Consider the following 17,092-nt stretch of genomic DNA (forward strand, 5'->3'; position numbering starts at 1 on the left):
GGCGGGAAGAGAACATGACCACTACACAAGTCGAATCGAAGAACGTCTCTTTCGACGGTATCGGTATGACTTTCGATTCCGACACCGGGCGGACCGAGGCCGTGCGTAACGTCACGGCATCGATCGCGGAGGGCCAGTTCGTATCGGTGATCGGTCCGAGTGGATGCGGAAAGAGCACCTTGCTGGACATGGCCTGTGGCTTACTTGTTCCCTCACGTGGACGGGTGACCATCGATGGGGAGATTGTCACAGGGCCCCGTAAGGACACCGCCATGGTGTTTCAGGAAGATTCGACGCTGCACTGGCGGAGTGTTCTCGACAATGTGGCTTTCGGGTTGGAGATCAAGCACGTCGACAAGGACGAGCGCCTGGAAAAAGCGCGTGCGATGATCCAACTGGTCGGGTTGAAGGGTTTCGAGAAGCACCGGCCAGGGCAGCTTTCCGGAGGTATGCGTCAACGCGTGGCGATCGCCCGTGCACTCGCCACGGATCCTCGAATTCTGTTGATGGACGAACCGTTCGGCGCTCTGGATCAGCAGACGCGACAGTTCATCGGGCGCGAGCTCTTGAAGATCTGGGAGCAGACCCACAATCGGGTGCTCTTCGTTACTCACGACATCCAAGAGGCGATCTATCTGTCGGATCAGATCTGGGTGATGTCGGCACGTCCATCGGTGGTCCGAGAGGTGATCGACGTCGGGCTCCCTCGTCCACGCCCGAGCGGCACACACGCCATGGCCAGATTCAAGGAACTCGAGGATCACCTGTGGTCGATAATCAAGGAAGAGGCCGCTAAGACACTGGGGCACGGGACGGATGCCGCATGACTGTGACCTCGCCGCAGGCGGCCCTCCACGAAACGCCAAGGTTGGGATTCCGACGAGCGAAACATCGGGCACGCGTCGTACGTTGGACGATGCTGGTTGCTCTGGTGTTGTTGCTCGAGGCGGCAACGCGAACCGGCTGGATCGACCGCAATCAGATGGTCGCGCCGTCCGAGATACTCGCCCACGTCGCGGCAATCATCCCGAGCACCCACTTCGTCACCGATCTGACGCGGACGAGCGTGACCATACTGGCGGCGTTCGCACTGGGCGTGCTCGGCGGGGTGCCCCTGGGGGTATTGCTCTGGAGGGTCCGGGTCGTCGGCCGAGTCCTCGAGCCATTCATCGTCACCGGGTACGCGATGCCGACATTGCTGTTCTACCCGATTCTGGTCGCGGTGCTCGGACTCAACGCGGGACCAATCATCGTCATCGCGAGCACGATGGCCCTCATTCCAATAGCGCTGACCACGATGGTGGCGCTCGGAGACGTCAAACCGGTGCTGCACAAGCTGGCGCGATCGGTCGATGCCTCGCGCCGGCAGCAATATTTCAAGGTGCTGTTCCCGGCCGCCACGCCGCTCATTTTTCCCGGGATCAAGCTCGGATTCATCTATGCAGTCATCGGCACCATCGCGATGGAGTTCATTCTGGCCTCGAAAGGCCTGGGGTTTCGTGCGGGCTTTATGTACCGCGAACTCTACGTCGCGGACATGTGGGCCTACATTGCCATTGTCGTGGTCTTCAGCATCGCAGTGAACAGTGCACTCGGCCTGGCTGAACGAGCCATTCGAAGGGACATGTTGTGAACGCCACCACGCTCAGCGCCGGAACCGAAGGTGAAGCAGGCAAACAGAATACGGAACAGCGGTTCCGCCTGTCACAGCGGTGGGCCGACAACGTCCTGCGAATACTCATCGTCATCGGGTTGATCGGTGTCTGGGCGCTTATTGCAGCGACCAGCGAACTTGTGCCGTCCCCGGGCGCGTCGATGTCGGCGGTATGGGGACTGTTCGCAGACGGTTCCATCTACAGGAATCTCAATGCCACGATGAGTGCTGTCGGACTCGGATTCGTCATCGCAACAGCGGTGGGTTTCCCGACTGGATACATCATCGGGCGAAGCAAGTTTCTCGGTGATGTGTTCGATCCGATCATCGCGGGTGCCTTCGCCATACCACGGGTAATCTTCTTTCCGATCCTGCTGCAGATCTTCGGCCTGGGACTCGGAGCACAGTCGGCAATGGCCGCATTGGCCGCGGTGTTCCCCATCATCGTCTCGACGGCGGCGGGAGTACGCGCCATCAACCCCATCCTGCTGAAACTCGGCCGGGCCACCGGTGCAAGTCCGCTTCAGGCAATGAGCAAAATCGTGGTGCCCGCGATGGCGCCCTCTCTCATGGTCGGTATCCGAATCGGCTTCAGCATTGCCTTCATCAATGTACTGATCGCCGAGTTCTTCGCGACCAGAGCAGGATTGGGGCAGATGGCGATGCTTGCGTACGGCAAGTTGGATCTGCCGACGATGTACGGAGTGATCATGCTGCTGGTCTCGATGGCGCTGGTGGGCAACATCGCCCTGTGGGCCATCGAACGGAAGATCACCGACGCGGTCAACTGATCGCCGCACGCAACTATTCGAATCGGCAGTGGGCCTTTCCGGCCCATGCCCACACCCATTTTCCGGAGGACACTGATGAGCGCCCTGACTGCCGCAGCAGAGGAATACCAGCGGTTGCGCACCGAATTCCGGGAGAAAGGTCTGGGCGGCCGCATCGGCTTCGGCGTGCGGCCGGCAGTGGTGGTGGTCGACTTGATCACGGGCTTCACCGATCGCCGTTCGCCGCTCGCAGGTGACCTCGATACCCAAATCGACGCAACGAAGATTCTCCTCGCGCTCGCGCGAAAGGCCCAGGTGCCGATCATCTTCTCCACAGTGGCCTACGACGCGGAACTCCAAGAGGCCGGCGCCTGGATCGGCAAGATCCCCTCGAACAAGTATCTGGTCGAGGGCAGTCAATGGGTCGAGATCGACGAGCGGCTCGAACAACAGCCAGGTGAGACGACATTGGTGAAGAAGTACGCATCGTGCTTCTTCGGCACCGACCTGGCCGCTCGGTTGATCAGCCGCCGGATCGACACCGTGATCATCGTGGGCTGCACCACGAGCGGATGTGTTCGTGCCACCGCGGTAGACGCCTGCTCGTACGGGTTCCACACCATAGTGGTCGAGGACGCAGTGGGGGACCGGGCGGCACTACCGCACACTGCCAGCCTCTTCGATATCGACGCCAAATACGGGGACGTCGTCGGACTCGACGAGGCCAGCGCCTACCTCGAGAGCGTTCCGTCGTCGAGTTGACGGTCACAGTGCCCGCGAGAACGTACCTCGCTGGGTGGACCGGACACTCACCCGAGCGCTGCCGCTAGCTGATCAGCCGCGTCCGTCAGGGCGCGGCCGATGCTGCGTACCTGTGCCGGGCGCAGGCGGTGCTTGGGCGCTGAAACATTCATTGCCAGGCGCATGCCGGGGGCGTTCGTCGGGACCGAGACGGCCACGGAGGCAACGCCTTCCTCGGATTCCTCCCGGTTGACCGCGTACCCGTTCCTTCTGACCTCTTCCAGTTGGGCTTCGAGCTCGGTCCGCGTGCTGATGGACTGGGGAGTCACCTGTTCCAGTTCCTCGGTCGGGTACAGCTGATGCAGTTCGTCGAGGGAAAGTTCCGCCAGCATGGCCTTCCCGGTGGACGTGCAGTGCGCTGGCATGACCTTGCCCAACCGGGACGCAACCCGGACTGCCGATGGGCTCTCCAGGGCGGCGATGAAGCGCACGGTTCGACCGTCGAGTGCCCCGATATGGACAGTTTCACGCAGTTCCTCGCTGAGGGTGCGCAGGATCGGTGCCGCCGTCTGAGGAATGTCGAGCCTGGCAAAAATCGCAAACGCGACCCCCGTCAGCGCTGGGCCCGGACGATAGGCCTTGCTGGCCGGATCCTGCCGAATGAAGCCCCGGTACTGGAGCATCGCCAGAAGTCGGTGAGCCGTCGACGACGCAACTCCGAGGTACTGGCTCGCCTCGGTCAGCCGAATTTCGGTCTGTTCACCGAGCAGCAACAGCAGACGAAGTGCGTTGTCGACGGATTCGATCGGGTACTGCGGTGGTGTCGCCTCCGGCGCCTGTTGCCGTGGACCGTGGTTCTGCATAGCAGAGAGCATACGTGTCAGGTCGGGTGTGCGGTCGACCTGCCAGCGGGTGGAATCCGCGTACGCGCAGGGGGTTGACTCGTCGGACTGAAGAGAGCAACATCTAGCTAACAGAAGGCGCTTCTGCATAGCAGAGAGACCGCCATCGTCGATCGAAGAGGAATGAACCTTGGAACCCCGGACGACCCACCACACACAAGCGATGGAAGACATTCGCCGCGGCATGATCCCGGCGCACATCTACAACGACAAAGAGATTTTCGAGCGTGAGAAGGCGACCGTCTTCAGTCGATCGTGGTTGTTCGTCGCGCACGAATCCGAGGTACCGCAGGCGGGGGACTACGTTGTCCGCCGGGTGCTCGAGGATTCGTTCATCATCTCCCGCGACTCCAAAGGGGGGATTCGGGCGATGTTCAACATGTGTCTGCACCGCGGGATGCAGGTGTGTCGCGCGGAAATGGGAAACGCGTCGAACTTTCGCTGCCCCTATCACGGTTGGTCGTACCGAAACGACGGCCGCATCATCGGACTGCCGTTCCACGAGGAGGCGTACGGGGGCGAGGAGGGCTTCAAGAAGAAGGGCCAGACACTCCTCCCTGCACCCAATCTCGACAGCTACAACGGAATGATCTTCATCAATATGGATCCGAACGCGGAATCGCTGTCGGACTATCTGGGTGACTTCAAGTTCTACCTCGACTACTACACCAAGCAGAGCGAGTCGGGGCTCGAGGTACGGGGCCCGCAGCGTTGGAGGGTCAAAGCGAACTGGAAGATCGGAGCCGAGAATTTCGCGGGCGACATGTACCACACGCCGCAGACACACACCTCGGTCGTCGAGATCGGCCTGTTCCGCGAACCGAAAGCGGAGAAGCGCAAGGACGGAGCAACCTACTGGGCAGGACCAGGTGGGGGAACGACGTACAAGTTGCCAGACGGCACCTTCGACGAGCGCATGCAGTACGTGGGATACACCGCGGAGATGACCGACCGGGCCAAGGAGGTGTGGTCGGACGAGCAGCAGCGAGTAATCGGCGCAGACGGCTTCATGATCTCGGCAGCATCGGTGTTTCCGAACCTGAGCTTCGTGCACAACTGGCCGAAGGTCGAGGACGGCGACGACGTTCTGCCGTTCATCTCCATTCGACTCTGGCAACCGATCAGTGAGAACGAGACCGAGGTGTTGTCCTTCTTCGCGGTCGACCGGAGCGCGCCGGAAGAATTCAAGAAGAAGTCGTACAAGGCATACCTGATGTGCTTCGGATCCACCGGCATGTTCGAACAGGACGATGTCGAGAACTGGGTGTCGCTGACGAACACCTCCGCAGGATCGATGGCGCGGCGCCTGTTACTCAACAGTCGCATGGGTCTGCTCGAGGACGGGACACGCGTCTCCGATGAGCTCACCGCCGACGAGTTCCACGGCCCCGGGACGGCGCAGGTCGGATACAACGAGGCCAACCAGCGCAAACTTCTCGAAATGTGGGCGGACTACCTCGAAAAGCCGGCACTGGAGGTGGGGCCGACATCGGTGGGAACCGACAATCCAGACGGAATCAGGCCGCTGACTCCGACGAACGGCAGCTGCGACCACAGCAAGGACGCGACTGTCAACGGGGCGGTGCTGGCATGACCACCTCTGTGCGAGCTACCAATACCGGTTACAGCCGCGTAGGTGAAGGCTCGACCTATTCGGAACAAGCCGTGCTGGGCGACCATGCATCGCGCGTCACGCGCACCGGAACTCCGCTGCGATTCGACGATCGACGGCACCTGGACGCGCACCAATTCTTGATCGACGAGGCATATCTGCTCGACGCACAGGAATACCAAACCTGGCTCGACAACATCACCGACGATATCCACTACCTCATGCCGGTTCGGGTAACCACGGCGCTCAACTCGGGATTCGACACCTCACCAGGAATGGCACATTTCGATGAGAACAAGTATTCGCTGAGCCGGCGGGTCGCGCGGTTCGTCACCGAGCACGCGTGGACCGAGGATCCCCCGTCACGACTGCGCCACTACATCACCAACATCCGGACCTTCCTCACCGACGCCGAGGACCACCTCGTCGTCGAAAGCGCCGAATTGCTGTTCCGCAGCAGAGGCGATGTCAATGAGTCGGCACTCGTCTCGTGTGGACGCGAGGATCTGCTCAGGCGCGTCGGTGACGAATGGAAGCTCGCACGACGCACCATCTTTGTCGACGAGTCCGTGATGCGGATGCAGAATCTCGCGGTGTTCCTATGAGCTTGCAGTGGGACGGCGAGGAGCAGGACGCACGCGCCGCGCGCCGTGCCACAGACGAGTTCGCGCAGCTCTTGGCTGGTGCCGTCGGTGATCCGCTGACCATCGCCAACGAATTCGCCGAGGTCAACGTGCACAAGGTGGCGACCCGCAACGGCGTACGGCTGCTGGTGCACGCCCCGAAGTCCGGACAGTGGGTCTGTGTGGACCCGCTGGAACTCGAGGCGCTGACCTGGCAGAACCCGGCCACCTTCGCCGCGATGGTGGGAAACATGTTTGCTCCGTTGATCGCAGAGGGAGACAACGAATGACTGGCTGGCTCGACGGCAAGCGGGCACTTGTCGTTGGCGGGGGCTCGGGGATCGGGCGAGCAGTCGTCGATGCGTTCCTCGCCGAAGGCGCGTGCGTCGCGGTACTCGAGCGTGACCCGAACAAGTGTCGAGTGCTGCGCGAACACCTACCCCAGGTACCGGTCATCGAAGGTGACGCCACACGCGCGGCGGACAACGACGCTGCCGTCGCGGCTGCGGTCGCCGCGTTCGGAGGGCTCGACACACTGGTCAACTGTGTCGGGATCTTCGACTTCTACCAGGGCATAGAGGACATCCCCGCGGACACACTCGACGTGGCGTTCGACGAGATGTTCCGAACCAACGTGCTCAGCCACATGCACTCGGTCAAGGCCGCCGTACCGGAACTGCGCAAGCACCGCGGATCGTCGATCGTGCTGGCGGAGTCTGCCTCGTCGTTCTATCCCGGACGAGGCGGAGTGCTCTACGTGTCATCCAAATTTGCCGTACGCGGGCTGGTCACCACCCTGGCCTACGAGCTCGCCCCAGATATTCGCGTCAACGGAGTCGCCCCAGGCGGCACGTTGAACACCGACCTGCGCGGGTTGGCGAGCCTGGGACGCGACGCCGATCGACTCGACGACAATCCGAATCGTGCAAACGAGTTGGCGGCGCGGACACCGCTCAACGTGGCCCTCTCAGGTGAGGACCACGCGTGGAGCTTCGTCTTCTTCGCTTCCGACAGATCCCGAGGAATCACCGCAGGCGCGACGCATCCCGACGGCGGCTTCGGAATCGGAGCCCCCAAACCTTCGACCCGCTGATACGAGTTCGACCAGTTCGGAAAGAGAGGAAACCGCGATGGCTGTCGTCAAAGCGAATCTTGGTGCATGTCAGGGATATGCCAATTGCGTCGTCGCTGCCGACGACTACTTCGACATCGACGACGACGGTGTCGTCGAACTATTGAGTGTGGAGGTCCCCGAATCGGAACGGGGACGCGTCGACAGTGCTGCCCGCTCCTGCCCGGTCTCCGCGCTCTGGATCGAAGACTGATGCCGGAATCGACCACGGTCATCGTCGGCGCATCGATCGGTGGTGTCCGAACTGCACAGGCACTGCGGTCGGAAGGGTATCCGGGCGCCATCATTCTCATCGGTGCCGAAGGCGAACTGCCCTATGACAAGCCGCCATTGTCGAAGTCGATCCTGGCAGGTGACTCTACGATGGCCGAGATTACGTTGTTGACCACCGAACAGGCTCGGGAACTCGATCTCGAGCTTCGGTTGGGCCAACCAGCCATACGGCTGAGCACGGCAAACCAGGATGTCGAACTCGCAGACGGTACGAGGGTCGCGTTCGACAACCTGGTGCTCGCCACCGGCGCTCGCGCCCGACCGTCACCGTGGGGAACGCCGAACGGCCTGCACGTGATACGAACAGCCGCGGACGCCCGCGCACTACGCCGCCATTTCGGCACCACCGACCACCTCGTCATTATCGGCGGCGGCTTCATCGGCGCGGAGACCGCGGCAACCGCGGTCGAACTCGGGATGCGCGTCACGCTGGTGGATCCAGAACCCGTGCCCATGGCACGCGTGATGGGTGCGGAGATCGGCGAGCTGTTCATCGACCTCCATCGGCGTCGCGGCGTCGACACCAGATTCGGGGTCGGTGTCGAGTCCGTGCACGGTGAGCACGGGTCCTTCGCGATCGGCTTGTCCGACGGGTCGACGCTCGCCGCCGACACGGTGGTCGTCGGTATCGGGGCGATACCGAACGACGACTGGCTCGAGTCCTCCGGTCTCGAGGTGAGCAATGGTGTGGTGTGTGACGTGTACTGCCGTGCAATCGGTCACGACAACATCTACGCAGTCGGCGACGTGTGCCGGTTCGACAACACCCGACGCGGCGGTTCGACCCGGCTCGAGCACTGGACGAACGCGGTGGAGCAAGCCGTCGTGGTCGCCCGGAACATCGCTCGCCCGGACGAGAAGATACGCCACGAACCGGTCGAATACGTCTGGAGTGATCAGTACGACTGGAAGATACAGACGGTCGGACTGGTGGGCTCGTCGACGCACACTGTCATCGGCGAGGTGACGAACAAGGCTCGGTTCGCGGTCTGCTACCCCGACGAGAACGGCAGACTGACCGGGGTCGTCGTCGTCAACTGGCCGAAAGCGCTTGTCACCGCCCGCAAAGCGATCGCACTCGGGGTCGAATATGCCGAGTTTGCGGCACGTCTCGAGGCAATGACGGTATCAGCCCGCACCACGGTCAAGGAAACCACGTGAACGAGACGGATATCGAGGGTGCACGGGTCGTCGTAGCCGAGGCGTGCAGGGTTGCCGCTGCCCGGGGTTTGATGGAGGGCATCCTGGGCCACATCAGCTTCAGAGTCTCCCCTGACCTTCTGCTCATCAGGTGTCGCAGTGCAGACGACACCGGCGTGGCCTATACACGCCCGTCCGACATTCGACTCGTACGGTTCGACGGAACAGCCGGCGCTCCAGGTGAACTCGACAACGGCTATCAGGTACCCAAGGAGTTGCCCGTTCACGTCGAATCGATGCGGGCCTCGCCGGACATCCGAGCTGTAGCGCACCTGCACCCCCCGTCGATTGTTGCAGCCGACCTAGCGGGTATCTCGCTGCGGCCCATCTACGGGGCCTACGACATCCCCGGTGCAGTTCTCGCGCGGGGTGGGGTGCCGGTGTACCGCCGCGCAGTGTTGATTCATAGCACCCAACTCGGCAAGGAAATGGTGACGGCGATGGGCGATCGACCCGTCGTCATCTGCCGCGGACATGGCATCACCTCCGTCGCGTCGTCGGTGCAACAGTCGGTTCTGCAGGCCGCCAGCCTGGAAGAGCTGGCGCGCATGTCCTTGGCTGTCGTGAGCGCGGGTGGCACGCTCGTCGACATCGACGACGCCGATTGGGAGGATCTTCCCGACCTGGGCGCCAACTTCAACACCGGCGCAGTCTGGCGACACGAGGTCGCACGCGCAGCGACGGTATAGGCCAATCGTGGGTACCGACGGTAATTGTCAACCTACTTGAGACACGTGCGTGTTGATTCCCTACGAGTGCGGCGTCTAAACACGGGGGCGTCGAACCACCGACCAGGATCACCTCGTCGATGTCGTTGGCGGTGACCTTGGCGTCACTCATCGCCTGCTTCACGGGGTCGAGGCAGCGTTCCACCAGATCCGCCGTCAGATCCTCGAACTTCGTCGCATGATCGTGGTGGTGAGGTGCTTGGACCGTTCGCGTCAGCGGTGACGAAGGGCAAGTTGACCTGGGCCTGTGTCACCGAGGACAACTCGACCTTGGCTTTCTCCGCGGCCTCGAAGAGGCGCTGCAACGCCCGCGCATCCTTGCGCAGATCGATATTCTCCGCACGCTGGAATTCGTCGGCGAGGTAGTCCACCAGGCGTCGGTCGAAGTCGTCGCCGCCGAGGTGGGAGTCGCCGGCCGTGGAACGGACCTCGACCACTCCCTCGCCGACGTCGAGCAGGCCCACATCGAAGGTGCCGCCGCCGAGGTCGAAGACCAGTACGGGTTGATGGGTCTGCTGACACTGCGGGCCCCACGCCCCCGAGACCGGTTATCGCGCTCGCGACACTCAGCCTCGGGGGTGACCACAGTTACTCGACCCGACCCACGGAGAAGTCAGTAAAAGGGGCGCACGGGCGGCGAAGCCGCCTACGTGGAAGTCGGTGACAACCGCTCCTGTCCCGCGGCTTCGTCGTTGTCGGACAGATCTTGCTGGTAGGTCTCCCGCATGGCGATCACGCAGACGACGGAGATGGCGCACATTGCGACCATGAACAGCGCGACGGCGCCGTAGGATCCGGTGCGATCCAGCAGGTACGTGGCGACGATTGGCGCGGGAGGGCACTGTCACGTTGTTGAACGCGGCAAACTGGGAGAATGTGGCGTGACCACCCCAATGCCATCGTACAAAGGCCACCGTTACCCGGTCGAGATCATCAACCAGTGCGTGTGGTTGTATTTCCGGTTCCCGCTCAGCTTCCGTGAGGTCGAGGAGATGATGCTCGAACGCGGTATCGCGGTCAGCTACGAGACGATCCGGCGGTGGTGCGCCAAGTTCGGGCAGGCCTACGCCAATCAGCTGCGCCGGCGGCGGGCTCGGCCCGGTGACAAATGGCACCTCGACGAGGTCTTCATCCGAATCAACGGCAAACTGCACTACTTGTGGCGGGCGGTCGACCAAGGCGGCAACGTACTCGACGTGCTGGTCCAGTCCCGCCGAAACGCGAAGGCAGCCAAAAAGTTCTTCCGCAAGCTGCTCAAGGGGCTGCGGTACGTGCCGCGGGTGATCATTACCGACAAGCTCGCCAGCTACCAGGTGGTGCACCGCGAGATGCTGGCCTCGGTCGAGCATCGCCGGTCGAAGTATTTGAACAATCGAGCCGAGAACTCACATCAACCCACCAGGCAGCGAGAACGTGCGATGAAGCGCTTCAAATCGCCCGCGCATGCGCAACGATTCCTGTCCGCCTTCTCGGGCATCTCACCGCATTTCCGGCCCAACCGGCACAGACTCTCGGCGCCCGAATGGCGTACCGAGATGACCGACCGCTTCGCGGTCTGGCAGCACGTCACCGCGACCGATTCCGGCACCTGAAAGTGAACGGCCCGAAGGTGTCCCGCAAAAGCCTGTCCCAAGTAGGCTTCACTGCTGAGCGTTTCGACTAACGTGACAGTGCCCCGCGTGAGGTAGTCGCTGAAGCCGGCGCGCGCAGTCACGGGTTGATTGGGGCTTCTGGGTGTGCCGATGCGTGCGGTTGCGGTGAGCGCCATTCGGTGCGGCCGCCAGGCGGCCAGTTCTCCACGATGCTGCTGCGTCGGCTTGTATAGTGCGGTTCTTGAAACGAAGTCAACTTCGCGAGGCAGTGTTCCCGAAGTTGCTGTCTCATGGTCAGGTCGAGGCCGGAGGCGAGCCGCTTTTCCACCATCCACAGCACACGTTGGTAGAATATTTTGGGGGGTATTCCGAACTCAGTGAAGATGTAATAGTCACCGCCACCATAGGCGCTCCACCGTAGGGCGAAGTCCAACAACGCGTGGTCGTAGGTATCCATTTGGTTCTCCGTGGTGTCGATCTCGGTCGGCGTTAAGTTCGAGAATGGTGGTGACCGTGGCCTAGCCGGCGGGTCGGCGCGACCGATGCGTGATTTGCGGCGTCCGCCGAGAAGAGGAAGTGGAATGCGTTCCAGGAGGACTGGTGCAAGCGGCTGGGGGCGCGCGAGTGCTCTACCGCCAGCCGAGCAGGACATCGCCAGACAAGTCGATGAGGGTGAGGTGATCCTGGCGCGACTTGACTGGGAGCCCCAGCCATCTACCGTCGTTCGGTCACTCGGTGATCACCTTGACCACGACCTTCCCTCGGTTCTCGCCGGCGAGACTGCGGTTGAGAGTATGTCTCGCATGCTCGAGACCGTCGACCACGGTCTCCGCGGAGTGCAGGGTGCCGGCGCTGAGAGCCTGCGACAGCTGTCCGATGATCTCTGCGTACCGATCCACGTGATCGAAAACGATGAATCCTCGTAGAGTAGCGCGTTGCATAAGCAGCTGACTGACATTACGTAGGCCGCGTTGGGCGTTATCTCCATTGTAGTCGTTGTACTCGGAAACCAGCCCGCAGAGCGTGATTCGCGCCCCAATATTCAGTCGGCCGAAAACGTGGTCCATGATCTCGCCGCCAACATTTTCGAAGTCCACGTCGATACCTTCAGGTGTGGCGTCGTCGAGTTGCTTCTGCCAGTCACCAGCATGTCGGTCAATACACGCGTCAAACCCCAACTCTTCTACCAGATATCGACATTTCTCGGCGCCACCTGCGATACCGACCACTCGGGCCCCCCGCTGCTTTGCGAGCTGACCCGCAATGGAGCCCACGGCTCCGGCCGCGGCGGATACAAAGACAGTCTCTCCCGGTCTAGGATCGCCGAACTCAACGCCGAGGTACGCCGATATTCCGGTATGGCCCAGGACCCCAACGAACGCGGGGAGAGGGGCCGGTAGAGGATCGGGTAGGACTGTGAATGACATGTCTTCACTCGCTGCATCAGCGACGCAATAGTCCTGCCAGCCCGTCAATCCCACAACAAACGATCCGACAGGAAGATCGTCCCGTCGGCTGGCGACGACCCGCCCCACACCGGCCCCGCGCATGACGGCGTTCAATTCGACCGGAGGGATATAGGAACGCATCGCACTCATCCACACACGATTCGTGGGATCGACCGACAAGTAGTGCGTTCGAATAAGCGCCTGCCCATCCAGGATCTCGGCAACCGGCTCTTCCAACCATTCAAGATTGTCGGCGGTTACTTCCCCCTCCGGACGACTCCGCAATCGGTAGAGCCGGTTGGTCAAAGTACTCATCACATCTCCTTAAGGGGCGCATAAATGCCACAGCGGAATGCCTCTCGAGCCCGCCGGAATGCGGCTTCGCGGGCACCCTGTCCAGCCGATCCTGGCCGACCACCCTGAGATTAGACTCACAGTCGGCGATAATCAACACACTGTCCAAACATTGCGGCGAAGAATCGGTGCGGCTGCCGCAGATTGGTGTCGACACACTGTTGACTATCACCGACAGGACGGGCATTCTTTGATGCTACGGCGGCTGGCGTATCAGTCGCCGCCAGAGCCCACCAAGGAGGCGACTGTGAGTACACAAGCAGAGAATCGCAAGGTAGTGGATGGTTTTTGGGGAGACCTTGATAGCGGGCCACCGACCGGGAAAGAGCTGGCGGCTTGGAAAGACTGGTTCGCCGAAGATGCGGTGTGGGAGATGCCGTTCGCCCCTGAGCCGCTCGCGAAGACGGTCCCCGGCCGCCAACTCATCGGCCACTTCATCGACTGGTTCTTCAAGTCCGTGCCCGACCTGAAGATCGACTCGTTGGTTGTGCACGACACGACAGATCCCGAGCTGTTTGTGCTCGAGCTACACGGGAAGGCGACCGTGACGCAGAACGGAAACGTGTACGCGAACACGTACTGCACACACATGCGAATCAGAGGCGGCAAGGTGGTCTTGATTCGCGAGTACTTCGATCCAAATATCGTCGAACAAGCCTTCGGCGTCGAAGTCATTGCGGAGGGTATGTCCCAGGTGATGGCAGCCGCAGGCCTGGAGGTAAGCAAGTGAAGCTCATCCCGGAATTTTCGTACACCGCAGAACTCGCTGAGCCGCAGGTCGTCGGTCCTGGGCCGTACGGCGTGCGGCAGGTCCTCCCCGTTACCGGCGGCACCGTAAAGGGTGATCGACTGAGCGGTACAGCAGCTATCGGCGGCGGTGACTGGCTCCTGGCTGGAGATGACGGATTCGGGCGGCTGGATGTGCGCGCTCAGTTCAATACCGACGATGGTGCCGTCATCTACATGAGCTACCAGGGCCTGGTTGAGGTGACCGAAGCCGCTGCATCCGCCTTGACCGGCGGGGACTCGAGCACGAACTTTGGCGACCACTACTTTGTCACTACTCCCCGCCTTGAGTGCGGGGACGCCAGGTACGGCTGGGTCAACCAGACCATCTTCGTGGGACAGGGGCGAATTACCCCCGGACCCGTCATCGAGTTTCAGGTCTTTCGCGTAGCCCTGCAGTAGGACGAACGGGACTGCAGCCGCGGGCCGCACATCACATGAAAGTGTGAGGTGCGGCCCGCCGCTTACGGGCGAAATTGGAAAGCGTGGCATAGACCGCCAAGTAAGCCTCGCACTTAGCCTGAATCCATGGAGGTTGTAGCGGGTTTGACGGCGCGTGAATGACGAAAGCGCCTCCCTCAGTGAGACAATCAAGATTCTCAGGTCACGATTGTCCACGTACGGAAAGGCACTGTGAGTCGCCGAGGTCGAGTACACCGCGTTCTCCGGCCGCTACCGGGTCACCGCCCGCCTGATCGTGCACCGGGTCAAGGACGTCAATTACCCGGATGCGATGTTCCCGGTGTGGCGCTATCACCCGTTCTTCACCAATTCCGACCTGCCGATCGTCGACGCCGACATCGTCCATCGCAACCACGCGATCGTGGAAACGGTGTTCGCGGATCTGATCGACGGGCCACTCGCGCACGTTCCTTCCGGGCGTTTCGGCGCGAACAGTGCCTGGGTGCTCTGCGCAGCGATCACGCACAACTTGCTGCGCGCCGCGGGCACCCTCTGCGGAGGAAGTCACGCCGTTGCCCGTGGTGCCACGTGCGCCGACACCTGGTCAACGTCCCCGTCCGATTCGCCAGACCAGCACGGTCAACGTCCCCGTCCGATTCGCCAGACCAGCACGCAAACCAGTACTTCACCTGACCATCCACTGGCCACGGCAGGACCAATGCAAAATGCTTTGGCGCAACGTCATCGGATACGAACTATCGGAAGTGGCCTGACCGGACACCGCGGCTGCCCCGGCCTCGACCAAGGAACGACGTGGATGAGCTGACAACCAGGTCAGCAGATCAGCCGCGCCCACCAACAAGAACTCGCCGACGACATCAACAAATTCGATCCGGAAATCACCGAAATCACGCATCTACGGATTCAGGCTTAAGCGAAACCGAGCCTCTGTGATGAGTGATGACGGCGTACCTAATTGCTCGACCCATCTAGCGCAGCAACCTCGACAACCCCTCCGCGAAGCCAGTAATAGCACGCTCGCCCTCGTCAACCGCGCCGGCTAGTAGAAAGAAGCTATGAGGCATGCCCGCATGCTCGCGATGGACGACTGCAACGCCCGAAGCGCGCAATTTAGAGGCATATCGACTGGCATCATCTGAGACTGGATCGATCTCTGCGTTGATGATGAGCGCAGGCGGGGCGTTGTTCAGATTCACTCTGAACAACGGCGAGACTTCCGGTGACTTTCGAAGCCACACGTTGGGCACGTATTGATCGATACACCATTCGAGTGCGGCACGCGAAAGAAGAGGCGCCGATCCGTATCTGTTCACGGAGTCACTGCTCAAGGTCAGATCTAGCACTGGGCACAGAAGTCCCTGCGCCTTGACCGACGCACCGTCTGTACGTGCGTTGAGAGTCGCTGCGGTCGCCGCTGCGAGCATTCCCCCAGAGGAGTCTCCAGCAACCGCCAGTGCTTCGCCGTCAATTCTCAGTTCATCAGAATGATCGGCCACCCAGCAGAACGACTCGATCGCATCGGCGTGAGCGCTCGGATAGGTATTTTCGGGCGCAAGGCGGTACGCCACCGAGATCACGCGGAGAGCGCCCTGGACGCTCAACTCGCGACACAGTCGGTCATGAGAGTCCAGGCTGCCCCTGACGAAACCGCCACCGTGGAAGTACACGACACACGGCGCTGCCCCGGTTGTGCCTTTGGGAGAGTAACTCCGGGCATTGAGGACCCTCCCGCGAAGGGGAATCTCTAAGTCCCTCACGTCGCAATGTGGATTGAGATCACCTGCCAACCCGATCAATTTCTCGCCGACCGCCCTGTACGCGGTGATGGACACTTCCCACGGCTGCGCCGGTGGATTCGTTGACAGGGACGCCAGCAACTCGAGTACCTGAGGGTGCAGATCGCTCATGAATGGCCTGCACGGATCTTCGTCGCGGCACCTATGCGCTTTCGTAGCGGACTCACCAGTCGTCTCCTCCATTGCTGCTGTCAGGGGCGTACGACCGTCGACTAGTCGGGTCGCACGTCGGTGTTCCAACTTTGCACTTAGTGTTGGTCCTCGTCAACGTTATGTCGATTATGCGCGCACCAGTGGCCTGGCCGCGCGTCGGCCTGCACCCGGATTATCCCTTTGAACTGCAGATTTGTCGAAATCCGACAGAGTGTTGACTCTTATCGACTGTGAGTCTAGTCTCAAAAATGTCCGAGCCGTGACGTCACTCATCACCACGGCAAGCAACGAAAAAGGGGCCCTCATGGTCACGAAGTCCGATGTCGACCAGATTCAGCCGACGACAAACCGAGACGGGGAGAGCTACGTCTCCCACCGCAGCGATGTGCATTTCAACATGACCGGCGACTTCATGACCGGTGTAGATTTCTGGATTCATGCGACCGGTGAAAGCACCAATGGCCAGCTGATCATCATCGAGACCAACTGGGTTCGCGGAACCGAGCCGGTCTGGCACATCCATCACCGCGAAGAGGAAGGCTTCTTCGTGATGGACGGTGAAATCAAGATCCACACCGAAGACGGGTCCTACAATGCCGGCGCGGGTCAATTCGTTTGGGGGCGCAAGGATCAGCGGCATACTTACGAGGTCGTCGGAGAAGAGGCGCGGATCCTCGTGATCTTCGTTCCGGGCCCCGACAGCAGCGGATTCGAGCCCGGCGGCGGCATCGACAAGTACTTCTACGAAGCGCGCGATCGCGAATTGCGCACTCCGGAGCAGCTAGCCGCAGAGGTGGAGAATCTCAAGACGAACTATGGCTTGGAGATGTTCCCCGAGTTGCCGCACCCCCGGGACGCCAAAGCTTAAGCGGCCCACATCATCAACTCGCCTCTTCGTGACTATG

Annotated in this window: 20 protein-coding genes and 2 pseudogenes; 16 read left to right on the top strand and 6 right to left on the bottom strand. The window is 61.4% G+C overall.

Annotated elements, in window-relative coordinates; all coding sequences use genetic code 11:
- Positions 1-14: 14 nt before the first annotated feature.
- The 4 genes from RHA1_RS41690 (at position 15) to RHA1_RS41705 (ending at position 3,186) form a co-directional block, all read left to right on the top strand.
- Complete coding sequence (locus RHA1_RS41690; protein ID WP_007297307.1) at positions 15-827, top strand: ABC transporter ATP-binding protein; 813 nt, start codon at positions 15-17, stop codon at positions 825-827.
- A gap of 104 nt (positions 828-931) precedes the next feature.
- The gene (locus RHA1_RS41695; protein ID WP_007297306.1) at positions 932-1,633 is read left to right on the top strand and encodes an ABC transporter permease; all 702 of its coding nucleotides are present in this window, start codon (positions 932-934) and stop codon (positions 1,631-1,633) included.
- On the top strand, positions 1,630-2,445 hold the full coding sequence (locus tag RHA1_RS41700; protein WP_011599105.1) for an ABC transporter permease: 816 nt from the start codon (positions 1,630-1,632) through the stop codon (positions 2,443-2,445). Before RHA1_RS41695 ends, RHA1_RS41700 begins: the two co-directional genes overlap by 4 nt.
- A 75-nt stretch (positions 2,446-2,520) precedes the next feature.
- Positions 2,521-3,186 carry an N-carbamoylsarcosine amidohydrolase gene (locus RHA1_RS41705; protein WP_011599104.1) on the top strand — a complete coding sequence of 222 codons (666 nt, stop codon included), beginning with the start codon at positions 2,521-2,523 and terminating at the stop codon, positions 3,184-3,186.
- 47 nt (positions 3,187-3,233) lie between these two features.
- On the opposite strand, the gene ophR is transcribed toward RHA1_RS41705, so the two are convergent.
- The gene (gene ophR, locus RHA1_RS41710) at positions 3,234-4,040 is read right to left on the bottom strand and encodes a transcriptional regulator OphR (RefSeq protein WP_011599103.1); all 807 of its coding nucleotides are present in this window, start codon (positions 4,038-4,040) and stop codon (positions 3,234-3,236) included.
- 190 nt (positions 4,041-4,230) lie between these two features.
- On the opposite strand from ophR, the gene RHA1_RS41715 reads away from it, so the two are divergent.
- The 7 genes from RHA1_RS41715 to phtC all read left to right on the top strand — a co-directional run bounded on the left by RHA1_RS41715 (position 4,231) and on the right by phtC (position 9,596).
- Positions 4,231-5,661, top strand: a complete 1,431-nt coding sequence (locus tag RHA1_RS41715; protein WP_007297302.1) for an aromatic ring-hydroxylating dioxygenase subunit alpha — start codon at positions 4,231-4,233, stop codon at positions 5,659-5,661.
- A gap of 71 nt (positions 5,662-5,732) precedes the next feature.
- Positions 5,733-6,284 carry a 3-phenylpropionate/cinnamic acid dioxygenase subunit beta gene (locus RHA1_RS41720; protein WP_007297301.1) on the top strand — a complete coding sequence of 184 codons (552 nt, stop codon included), beginning with the start codon at positions 5,733-5,735 and terminating at the stop codon, positions 6,282-6,284.
- Positions 6,281-6,592, top strand: a complete 312-nt coding sequence (locus RHA1_RS41725; protein ID WP_007297300.1) for a hypothetical protein — start codon at positions 6,281-6,283, stop codon at positions 6,590-6,592. The genes RHA1_RS41720 and RHA1_RS41725 overlap by 4 nt, the downstream gene beginning before the upstream one ends.
- Complete coding sequence (gene hcaB, locus RHA1_RS41730) at positions 6,589-7,395, top strand: 3-(cis-5,6-dihydroxycyclohexa-1,3-dien-1-yl)propanoate dehydrogenase (RefSeq protein ID WP_011599100.1); 807 nt, start codon at positions 6,589-6,591, stop codon at positions 7,393-7,395. Before RHA1_RS41725 ends, hcaB begins: the two co-directional genes overlap by 4 nt.
- Positions 7,396-7,432: 37 nt before the next feature.
- Positions 7,433-7,627 carry a ferredoxin gene (locus tag RHA1_RS41735; protein ID WP_005256000.1) on the top strand — a complete coding sequence of 65 codons (195 nt, stop codon included), beginning with the start codon at positions 7,433-7,435 and terminating at the stop codon, positions 7,625-7,627.
- Positions 7,627-8,868, top strand: coding sequence for an NAD(P)/FAD-dependent oxidoreductase (locus RHA1_RS41740; RefSeq protein WP_011599099.1), 1,242 nt, complete (start codon positions 7,627-7,629; stop codon positions 8,866-8,868). The genes RHA1_RS41735 and RHA1_RS41740 overlap by 1 nt, the downstream gene beginning before the upstream one ends.
- Complete coding sequence (gene phtC / locus RHA1_RS41745; protein ID WP_011599098.1) at positions 8,865-9,596, top strand: 3,4-dihydroxyphthalate decarboxylase; 732 nt, start codon at positions 8,865-8,867, stop codon at positions 9,594-9,596. Before RHA1_RS41740 ends, phtC begins: the two co-directional genes overlap by 4 nt.
- A gap of 88 nt (positions 9,597-9,684) precedes the next feature.
- Here the strand turns inward: phtC and RHA1_RS41750 are convergent.
- Positions 9,685-10,153 (bottom strand): annotated as a pseudogene (locus RHA1_RS41750) (Hsp70 family protein); the annotation flags it as partial.
- Positions 10,154-10,528: 375 nt separating this feature from the next.
- Between RHA1_RS41750 and RHA1_RS41755 the strand changes: the two are divergent.
- Positions 10,529-11,227: an IS6 family transposase gene (locus tag RHA1_RS41755; RefSeq protein WP_148228566.1), complete on the top strand. Its 699-nt coding sequence runs from the start codon at positions 10,529-10,531 to the stop codon at positions 11,225-11,227.
- 118 nt (positions 11,228-11,345) lie between these two features.
- Here the strand turns inward: RHA1_RS41755 and RHA1_RS45155 are convergent, their stop codons facing one another.
- Both RHA1_RS45155 and RHA1_RS41765 read right to left on the bottom strand, forming a co-directional pair.
- A complete protein-coding gene (locus RHA1_RS45155) occupies positions 11,346-11,684 on the bottom strand; it encodes a hypothetical protein (RefSeq protein WP_237727101.1) in 339 nt (112 codons plus the stop codon).
- Between the two features lie 271 nt (positions 11,685-11,955).
- Positions 11,956-12,990, bottom strand: a complete 1,035-nt coding sequence (locus tag RHA1_RS41765; RefSeq protein ID WP_011600055.1) for an NADP-dependent oxidoreductase — start codon at positions 12,988-12,990, stop codon at positions 11,956-11,958.
- A gap of 286 nt (positions 12,991-13,276) precedes the next feature.
- On the opposite strand from RHA1_RS41765, the gene RHA1_RS48240 reads away from it, so the two are divergent.
- The 3 genes and pseudogenes from RHA1_RS48240 to RHA1_RS41780 all read left to right on the top strand — a co-directional run.
- Positions 13,277-13,759: a nuclear transport factor 2 family protein gene (locus RHA1_RS48240; RefSeq protein WP_193384960.1), complete on the top strand. Its 483-nt coding sequence runs from the start codon at positions 13,277-13,279 to the stop codon at positions 13,757-13,759.
- Positions 13,756-14,217, top strand: coding sequence for a DUF3237 domain-containing protein (locus tag RHA1_RS41775; RefSeq protein WP_011600057.1), 462 nt, complete (start codon positions 13,756-13,758; stop codon positions 14,215-14,217). Before RHA1_RS48240 ends, RHA1_RS41775 begins: the two co-directional genes overlap by 4 nt.
- A 235-nt stretch (positions 14,218-14,452) precedes the next feature.
- Positions 14,453-14,990, top strand: a pseudogene (locus tag RHA1_RS41780) (IS1380 family transposase); the annotation flags it as partial.
- Here RHA1_RS41780 and RHA1_RS53885 read toward each other — a convergent pair.
- The gene (locus RHA1_RS53885; RefSeq protein ID WP_202715262.1) at positions 14,903-15,133 is read right to left on the bottom strand and encodes a hypothetical protein; all 231 of its coding nucleotides are present in this window, start codon (positions 15,131-15,133) and stop codon (positions 14,903-14,905) included. The pseudogene RHA1_RS41780 and the gene RHA1_RS53885 sit on opposite strands and share 88 nt — an antisense overlap.
- 73 nt (positions 15,134-15,206) lie before the next feature.
- On the bottom strand, positions 15,207-16,217 hold the full coding sequence (locus RHA1_RS41785) for an alpha/beta hydrolase (protein ID WP_011600059.1): 1,011 nt from the start codon (positions 16,215-16,217) through the stop codon (positions 15,207-15,209).
- A 274-nt stretch (positions 16,218-16,491) separates the two neighbouring features.
- Between RHA1_RS41785 and RHA1_RS41790 the strand changes: the two genes are divergently transcribed.
- Positions 16,492-17,055 carry a cupin domain-containing protein gene (locus RHA1_RS41790; RefSeq protein ID WP_050787647.1) on the top strand — a complete coding sequence of 188 codons (564 nt, stop codon included), beginning with the start codon at positions 16,492-16,494 and terminating at the stop codon, positions 17,053-17,055.
- Positions 17,056-17,092 lie beyond the last annotated feature (37 nt).

Source organism: Rhodococcus jostii RHA1 (assembly GCF_000014565.1).
Classification (GTDB): domain Bacteria; phylum Actinomycetota; class Actinomycetes; order Mycobacteriales; family Mycobacteriaceae; genus Rhodococcus_F; species Rhodococcus_F jostii_A.

Excerpts from the sequence above, each read along its gene's own strand:
- RHA1_RS41690 (WP_007297307.1), top strand. The coding sequence starts at position 15 with ATGACCACTACACAAGTCGAATCGAAGAACGTCTCTTTCGACGGTATC.
- RHA1_RS41705 (WP_011599104.1), top strand. The coding sequence starts at position 2,521 with ATGAGCGCCCTGACTGCCGCAGCAGAGGAATACCAGCGGTTGCGCACC.
- ophR (WP_011599103.1), bottom strand. The coding sequence starts at position 4,040 with ATGCTCTCTGCTATGCAGAACCACGGTCCACGGCAACAGGCGCCGGAG.
- RHA1_RS41715 (WP_007297302.1), top strand. The coding sequence starts at position 4,231 with ATGGAAGACATTCGCCGCGGCATGATCCCGGCGCACATCTACAACGAC.
- RHA1_RS41725 (WP_007297300.1), top strand. The coding sequence starts at position 6,281 with ATGAGCTTGCAGTGGGACGGCGAGGAGCAGGACGCACGCGCCGCGCGC.
- hcaB (WP_011599100.1), top strand. The coding sequence starts at position 6,589 with ATGACTGGCTGGCTCGACGGCAAGCGGGCACTTGTCGTTGGCGGGGGC.
- RHA1_RS41735 (WP_005256000.1), top strand. The coding sequence starts at position 7,433 with ATGGCTGTCGTCAAAGCGAATCTTGGTGCATGTCAGGGATATGCCAAT.
- RHA1_RS41740 (WP_011599099.1), top strand. The coding sequence starts at position 7,627 with ATGCCGGAATCGACCACGGTCATCGTCGGCGCATCGATCGGTGGTGTC.
- RHA1_RS41755 (WP_148228566.1), top strand. The coding sequence starts at position 10,529 with ATGCCATCGTACAAAGGCCACCGTTACCCGGTCGAGATCATCAACCAG.
- RHA1_RS45155 (WP_237727101.1), bottom strand. The coding sequence starts at position 11,684 with ATGGATACCTACGACCACGCGTTGTTGGACTTCGCCCTACGGTGGAGC.
- RHA1_RS41765 (WP_011600055.1), bottom strand. The coding sequence starts at position 12,990 with ATGAGTACTTTGACCAACCGGCTCTACCGATTGCGGAGTCGTCCGGAG.
- RHA1_RS53885 (WP_202715262.1), bottom strand. The coding sequence starts at position 15,133 with ATGCGTGATTTCGGTGATTTCCGGATCGAATTTGTTGATGTCGTCGGC.
- RHA1_RS41785 (WP_011600059.1), bottom strand. The coding sequence starts at position 16,217 with ATGGAGGAGACGACTGGTGAGTCCGCTACGAAAGCGCATAGGTGCCGC.
- RHA1_RS41790 (WP_050787647.1), top strand. The coding sequence starts at position 16,492 with ATGGTCACGAAGTCCGATGTCGACCAGATTCAGCCGACGACAAACCGA.